At 37.7% G+C, this 7,279-nt stretch carries 10 protein-coding genes and 1 pseudogene; 10 read left to right on the top strand and 1 reads right to left on the bottom strand.

Annotation, left to right across the window (positions count from 1 at the left end; all coding sequences use genetic code 11):
* The 8 genes from AC4GME_RS03680 to yidA all read left to right on the top strand — a co-directional run.
* Positions 1-180, top strand: a 180-nt coding sequence (locus tag AC4GME_RS03680; RefSeq protein ID WP_490379032.1) for a MoaD/ThiS family protein, incomplete at its 5' end; no start/stop codon positions are given.
* Between the two features lie 2 nt (positions 181-182).
* Positions 183-632, top strand: a complete 450-nt coding sequence (gene moaE, locus AC4GME_RS03685) for a molybdopterin synthase catalytic subunit MoaE (protein WP_490376221.1) — start codon at positions 183-185, stop codon at positions 630-632.
* Entirely contained in the window at positions 632-1,342 is a 711-nt protein-coding gene (gene modA, locus AC4GME_RS03690; RefSeq protein ID WP_490376222.1) for a molybdate ABC transporter substrate-binding protein, read from the top strand. The genes moaE and modA overlap by 1 nt, the downstream gene beginning before the upstream one ends.
* Position 1,343: 1 nt before the next feature.
* Positions 1,344-2,030 (top strand): molybdate ABC transporter permease subunit, encoded by a 687-nt coding sequence (gene modB / locus AC4GME_RS03695; RefSeq protein WP_490376223.1) that lies wholly within the window; start codon positions 1,344-1,346, stop codon positions 2,028-2,030.
* Positions 2,023-3,093, top strand: coding sequence for a molybdenum ABC transporter ATP-binding protein (gene modC, locus AC4GME_RS03700; RefSeq protein WP_490376224.1), 1,071 nt, complete (start codon positions 2,023-2,025; stop codon positions 3,091-3,093). Before modB ends, modC begins: the two co-directional genes overlap by 8 nt.
* Before the next feature lie 20 nt (positions 3,094-3,113).
* Complete coding sequence (locus AC4GME_RS03705) at positions 3,114-3,422, top strand: hypothetical protein (RefSeq protein ID WP_490376225.1); 309 nt, start codon at positions 3,114-3,116, stop codon at positions 3,420-3,422.
* A 229-nt stretch (positions 3,423-3,651) separates the two neighbouring features.
* Positions 3,652-3,948, top strand: coding sequence for a Dabb family protein (locus AC4GME_RS03710; RefSeq protein ID WP_490376226.1), 297 nt, complete (start codon positions 3,652-3,654; stop codon positions 3,946-3,948).
* An 83-nt stretch (positions 3,949-4,031) separates the two neighbouring features.
* On the top strand, positions 4,032-4,841 hold the full coding sequence (gene yidA, locus AC4GME_RS03715; protein ID WP_490376227.1) for a sugar-phosphatase: 810 nt from the start codon (positions 4,032-4,034) through the stop codon (positions 4,839-4,841).
* A 61-nt stretch (positions 4,842-4,902) separates the two neighbouring features.
* On the opposite strand, the gene AC4GME_RS03720 is transcribed toward yidA, so the two are convergent.
* Positions 4,903-5,754 carry a tetratricopeptide repeat protein gene (locus AC4GME_RS03720; protein WP_490376228.1) on the bottom strand — a complete coding sequence of 284 codons (852 nt, stop codon included), beginning with the start codon at positions 5,752-5,754 and terminating at the stop codon, positions 4,903-4,905.
* A 175-nt stretch (positions 5,755-5,929) separates the two neighbouring features.
* Between AC4GME_RS03720 and dapA the strand changes: the two genes are divergently transcribed.
* On the top strand, positions 5,930-6,811 hold the full coding sequence (gene dapA / locus AC4GME_RS03725) for a 4-hydroxy-tetrahydrodipicolinate synthase (RefSeq protein ID WP_490379033.1): 882 nt from the start codon (positions 5,930-5,932) through the stop codon (positions 6,809-6,811).
* A pseudogene (locus AC4GME_RS03730) lies at positions 6,808-7,279 on the top strand (outer membrane protein assembly factor BamC); the annotation flags it as partial. The gene dapA and the pseudogene AC4GME_RS03730, both read left to right, overlap by 4 nt.

Below are 7,279 nucleotides of genomic sequence, written 5' to 3' on the forward strand. Positions count from 1 at the left end.
AGTGAAAATCACAATATAGAGATGTTATTAAGCAACCTCAAAGCGCGTGACAGCCATTGGCAAACAGTGCTTTCAAAAACAAATTTACTGGTTGCAGTTAACCAAACTATAAGCAATGAAAACAGTGCGTTGCAAAGTGGGGACGAAGTTGCATTCTTCCCGCCAGTTACTGGTGGTTAAATATGATTAAAGTGCAGACCACAGATTTTAATTTACAAGCTGAACACGATAAGTTGCGGGAAAAATCATCTGTCGGTGCAGTTGTCACTTTTAGCGGATTGGTGCGTGATATTAATCAGGGGAAAGAAGTCTCAAGTTTAACACTTGAACATTATCCTGGGATGACAGAAAAATCATTAACAAAAATTGTAGAGCAGGCTAAATCCCGTTGGAATATTATTGATTGCACTGTAATTCACCGAATAGGTGAATTAAAACTATCAGATCAAATTGTCTTTGTGGGCATTGCCAGTTTACATCGCCAGGATGCCTTTGCGGCTTGTGAATTTATTATGGATTATTTAAAAACTGAGGCGCCATTTTGGAAAAAAGAGAGTACAACTGATAATGAAAGTTATTGGGTTGATGCCCGAGAAGGTGATCTTAAGGCATTAAATAAATGGAGTAAATAATGAGGTTTTTGATTTCATTGGTGACATTATTAACAACTTTCTCTGTAGATGCTGCAATTAAAGTTGCTGTTGCCAGTAATTTCAAACATACGCTAAGTGAAATCGCCAAGCTTTATAAGCAACAAACGGGAGAGGTCATTTTAATCTCCAGTGCATCTACCGGCACCTTATATAACCAAATAAAACATGGTGCCCCTTTTGATCTGTTTTTATCCGCAGACAGTGCCCGAGCAAAACTAATCGAAGACGCAAAGCAGGGTGAAGATGGCTCGCGTTTTACCTATGCACAAGGAAAACTTGCTTTTTGGTGCCCCGAACATGCTGATGCTAGTCAAAAAACACTGCTTAATTATAATGGCCGTTTAGCAATAGCCAATCCAAAATTAGCGCCCTATGGTCTGGCTGCTAAGCAGACATTAGCTCATTTAGATTTATGGGATAAGTTTTCATATATTCAAGGTGCAAATGTTTCACAAACCTACCAATTTATCGATTCTGGAAATGTCGATGCGGGTTTTGTTGCCTATTCATTATTATTACAAAATAACGCAAGCAGCTACTATCTTATTCCCGGTGAATTATACCAACCTATTTTACAACAAGGGGTATTGTTGACCAATGCAACGGACAAAACGAAAGTTCAGGCGTTTATCAATTACTTAAAATCTGACACAGTAAAAGCGTTAATCCGCGATAAAGGTTACCTATAAGATGTTAACTACATTAGATCTCAGCGCTATTTTCTTAACCTTAAAATTAGCTGCTTTAACTACAGTTATCTTATTAATCTTATCTCCACCGCTTGCATGGTGGCTTTCTCGCAGTAAACGTTTTTATCGCCCCTTTGTTGAAGCATTAGTTGCACTACCACTTGTTTTGCCACCAACTGTATTGGGCTTTTATTTACTGCTATCTTTTTCACCAGATAGTTTCCTGGGAAGTTTTTGGTTGAGTTTAACCGGCGGCAGTTTGGCATTTTCATTTTCGGGTCTGTTAATAGCTTCAATTATTTACTCACTGCCTTTTGTTGTGCAACCACTGCAAAGCGCATTTGTTAATTTAGATAAAGACTACCTTGAAGTTGCAGCAACCCTAGGATTTAATAGTGCAGAAACATTTTATAGAGTGGTTTTTCCTATGGTTTTACCCAGTTTTATTATTGCAGGGGCATTAGGTTTTGCGCATACTATTGGAGAGTTTGGTGTGGTTTTGATGATCGGCGGTAATATACCCGGGGAAACTCAAGTATTATCGATCGCGCTTTTTGATCATGTTGAAACACTACAATATGAACAAGCACATCTGCTTTCCTTTACCCTGTTAGCTTTCTCTATGACCCTATTAATGCTCATTTATGGTGTTTTACAAAAACGTCAAAAGCGATTAAACCATGATTAAATTTGATCTGATAAAACAGCAAACTAAAACAGAACAAGCTTTATTTCACTTTCAAGGTGAGTTACATCTTAAAGGCATTTGTGCAGTCTTTGGTGACTCTGGTGCAGGTAAGACTTCTTTTATACGTGCTTTGGCTGGTTTAGATAATTCGTTTTCGGGCTTCTTAGATTTCAAAGACAAAACCTGGCTAAGTGATACGGTTTTTATTAAAACTGCACAGCGTAAAATTGGTATGGTCTTTCAAGAGCCTCGCCTGTTTCCACATTTAGACGCACTGGCTAATTTACAATTAGCCGGTAAAAAAGCAAAAAACAGTTTATACAACGTAAAACAGTTAGCTGAACAACTTGATTTTACCGATCTACTGAGTAAAAAAAGTCATCAATTATCTGGCGGACAAAAACAACGTATAGCGATTGCGCGTGCAATATTAACGGCTCCCGATCTGCTGATTATGGATGAACCTTTATCATCACTGGACCAGCATAGTCGGCAATTACTATTACCATTTATAAAAAAACTGAGCAGAGAAATTCCAATTATTTACATCACACATTCGATGCAGGAGGTTTTTTATCTTTGTCAGCAGATGGTTTTAATAAATCAGGGAACAGTTGAAGCTATCGGCTCGCCACAAGCATTATTTCTGGATCCTGATTTAAGTTTGGTAAAACATGCTCATTCAGGTTTACTATTAAATGTAGATTCACTCACCTGGGATCAACAATTTTCGCTTGTTCATGGTTTAGTTGATGGACAAGCTGTTGTTTTAGCACGAGATAAAAAACATAATGAACAAAGTTTAGAAATTAAAGTCGAAAGTAAAGATGTGATTATCGCGACAGAGCGCCTTGCATCGAGTTCTTTACAGAACTGTTTAACAGTCAAAATTGATGAGATTAAATCATTATCTGTAAATAGTGTGTTATTGACCTTAAGTACAGGCAGACAAAAGTTACTTGCCAAAATAACATTAAAATCACTTAACGAATTAAATTTGCAGAAAAACCAGTCTGTTTTTGCTTATATCAAAGCGCTCAGTATCCTGGGTGATTCACTATAAACCGTCATCAAGCAGTTTAATTGAATATTTTACTATTAGCGCTAACTCTAATCTCTGCCAGTTTAACCGGATGTGCTGCACCATTACCTTCAATTCATGATGTTGAACCGAACAATTTTACTGATCAGCAAGCACTGTTAATTGTTTCAGGCGGGGCAGATGAGACTTGTATCTCTTTCTCCTGCGCATTTATTGTTAAAGAGGTAAAAGCAAAGCCTGCATTAATAAGCAGTATTGGTGTTATGGCATTAAACAATGACTTTGTTGCTGGTGATTTCAAAGATGAATATGGCTTGCTGATTTTGCTTCTTGAAGTAACATGGGTATAAACCTTTTACACCTTCCGCTAAGCAGATAAAATATGTTGGCGAGGTTCATTCTGATGGCTGCGCTAGTCTTTACCTTACTATCACTGATAAAAGCGGGAGAGATTTAAAATATCTGCAGACAATTAAACCTGAATTAGATGTAGATAAAGTTGTTATTGAAACTGTCAGTCTGATACCTTTACTGTAAAATATTTTATATTTTTTCAGATATTTAAAAATAAGGACAGCTATGATTCGCCATGTTTTGTTAGTTCGCTTTAAAACGGATGCAACACCTCAATCTCTAGCAAGATTAGAAGCTGCATTTACCGAGATGCCTTCAAAAGTGGATGGCCTTGATGCAGTGGAGTGGGGAGAAAATAATAGCCCGGAGAATAAAAACAAAGGTTATACACATTGTATTCTAATGACTTTTGCTGATGAAAATGCACGTGACAATTATCTTCCTCATCCACTGCATAGTGCATTAAAAGAGATCTTCCGTCCGCTTCTCGATGACATTGTGGTACTGGACTACAGCGTTTAAATTTATAAGAGAAGTAGTGAGAATAGCACCTGATTTGGATTCAGATTTTTAATCGCTCAAATTAATTTATAGGTTTTGCCTTTATGTATAAATTGATCGCCATCGATATGGATGGCACCTTGCTTAACAATGATAAGCAGATCTCATCGCGTACCTTCAATACTATCCAAGTTGCCAAGTCTGCCGGCATCAAAATAGTACTCGCTTCAGGCCGTCCTTTAGAAGGTTTACGTCCACATTTAAATCATTTGGGCCTAACAAGTGATGATGATTTTGTTATCTCTTATAACGGATCCATTGTACAACGCGTTGGTAATGGTGAAGTGATTCACCAGACAACTCTGCGTGGCTCTGATGCAAAAATATTACACAAAGTAGCAAGCAAACTTGATGTTTATATTCACGCATTTTCAACCAACAAAGGCCTGATCACTCACCAGCTTAATCAATGGACTGATATCGAATCCAGGCTTAACGGTGTTCCTGTATCTGAAACTGACTTTCAGCAACTTGATGATAGTGATTCTTTAATAAAAATAATGATGGTAGCTGAAGAAACAGTTATTGATAAAGCTATAGCTAATTTACCTGCGTCACTAAAGCAGAACTATACAGTTGTCCGCAGTGCGCCGTTTTTCTTGGAATTTTTACACATCGAAAGTAATAAAGGAATCGGCGTTGCGCATTTGGCTGATATTCTGGGTCTTAGTGCAGAGCAGGTTATGTGTGTAGGCGATGCTGAAAATGATCACCATATGTTGAAGTTTGCCGGATTTTCAGTGGCAATGGATAATGCCGATCTTGATACTAAAGCATTGGCTAATTATATTGCCCCAAGCAATGATCAAGATGGTGTTGCCGTAGCGATAGAGAAATACGCGCTGCAAAAGTAAGCATACTCAAGCCAATTGGAAATGCTTAATTGTGCATTTCCAAGTGTTTTGAATACAGATTCTAGTACAGCAAACTATATAGTTTACGTCGATATTCACTGACTAAACTGGCATCTTCGATAGTTGCTAAAAGATCTAGCATAGTCTTTTTAGCTTCACCGTTTTCGTACCCTAAATCAACAACAAGAATTTTATATAGCAAGGCTAATGCTTCGCTGTTTCTATTCGCTTGGTTATATTGAATGGCGAGTTGATACTCAATCGCCATCTTATCTTGTGCGGTTTCCAGTTGTGCTTCCAACGCTGTTATTTCAGGAGTTTGTGCTGACTGAAGGGCGAGCTGCAATTGTGAAATTAAACTATGGTAGATCATATTTTGATCGACCATCGGAATAACTTCTAATATAGGTTTTGCGCTTTCATGGTCACCCAATGCAAGGTAAACCTGTGCTAAAGCAAGTTTAATCTCATTATTATGCGCATCTAATTTTGTAGCTTGGATAATAATAGTTTTTGCTTCTGATAATTTACCTTGTGCAAAAAGTGTTTGTCCTTGCTGCATTAATTCAAGTGATGGATCGGGTGTATGTTTATCAATAAACATGCGAATAAATTCTTCACTTTGCTCTCCTGCAAAGCCATCCACACCTTGACCGTCTACAAACATAAAAACACTTGGCACACTTTGTACACCAAAATGGCTGACGATCTGCTGCTCAACATCGCAGTTAATACGTGCCAATGTAAATGCCTGATTATTTTCATTATGTAATTTGTCTAAAAACGGCAACAAGGTTGCGCAAACTGAACATTGTGGCGACCAAAAAACCACCAACACGGGTTTTTCTTTTGAGCCTTCTATAATGATTTGCGGGAAAGTTGATACAGTTACGTCATAGCTATTTGCTTGCATTTTGACCTCAATTGTAATGAGCTGAAGATATTGATGTGTAGATTATCGTTTAAATAGGTGAACGCAAGCACCAATTCCATGTTTTTCCTATAAGAAGCTCAATCTATTAGCTTTATTGCTTGTTTTTAAGTGTCGGCAAAAGTAACATTGAGATTCAATAAAGAGGAGCTTTAAGATGTTAACAGGTAGTATTGTCGCACTCGTGACACCAATGGATAAAACTGGCGAAATTGATTTCCATGCTTTAAAAGAACTTGTTGAGTTTCATATAAAATCGGGCACCTCTGCAATTGTTGCTGTTGGCACAACGGGTGAATCTGCAACATTAAATGTCGATGACCACGTAAAAGTGGTTATGAAAACGCTTGAGTTTGCAGATGGACGTATTCCTGTTATTGCAGGAAATGGGGCAAATTCAACATCTGAAGCAATCTCACTCAGTAAACTTTTTGCAAATAGCGGTGTTATTGCGGGTTTAAATGTAACACCGTATTACAATAAGCCATCACAAGAAGGGCTTTATCGTCATTTTAAAGCGATTGCTGAATCTTGTGAGTTACCACAAATTTTATATAATGTTCCAGGTCGAACAGCTGTTGATATGTTACCTGAAACGGTGGCACGCCTGGCTAAAATTAAAAATATCATAGGTATTAAAGAAGCAACAGGTGATTTAAACCGACTTGCAGAAATCAAAGCGCTGGTTGCAGATGACTTTGTTTTATACAGCGGTGATGATGAAACTACATGTGATTTCATATTGCAGGGTGGGCACGGTGTTATTTCAGTGACCAGTAATGTTGCTCCGGTTGAAATGACTAAAATGTGTAATGCAGCATTAAATGGTCAAACTGATGTTGCAAAAGCTATAAACGCTCAATTGCTGCCCGTTCATCAAAAATTATTTGTTGAAGCAAATCCGATTCCCGTAAAATGGGCTTGTGCTGAGCTTGGTTTAATCCCAACGGCTGATTGCCGTTTGCCATTAACCACCTTATCTGATGAGTATACATCAGTCGTCCGTGACGCCTTAACCGAAGCTAAATTATTTTCATGATTAAATTATTTAAACAACCTGGTACAACAGTAGCCGTTATTATTGCTTTATCGTTAACGGGCTGTGCTCGCTTCGAAACACGAATGCAAGCAAATGACTCTTTTGCTTATCAAAATGCGGAATTAATTCCAGCGTATCAAACAGGCAGTTTCTCTAACGATGAAGCAAGAGTGCAATTTGATGTACCTGTTTTGACTGAGTCACAAATAGAAGCTGGTTTTTTGACTAAAGATGTTGATATTCGTCCACCTACGCAACTTATTCCAGTTATTGATGGTGTTTTATTAGAAGCAGATGAGAAGCAGCAGACTAAAATCTGGTTTAATGCTTTTAAACAAAATGATGATATTACCGTTAAGGTTTGGCAGTTGCTTGAGTCATATCTTGCTGAAAATAAAGTAGATATTATCTCTAAAGATGAGTCTTTACAGCAGCTTGAAACTGCTAAGTTCACTCAAAAAATTAATT

Source organism: Psychromonas sp., from assembly GCF_983033635.1.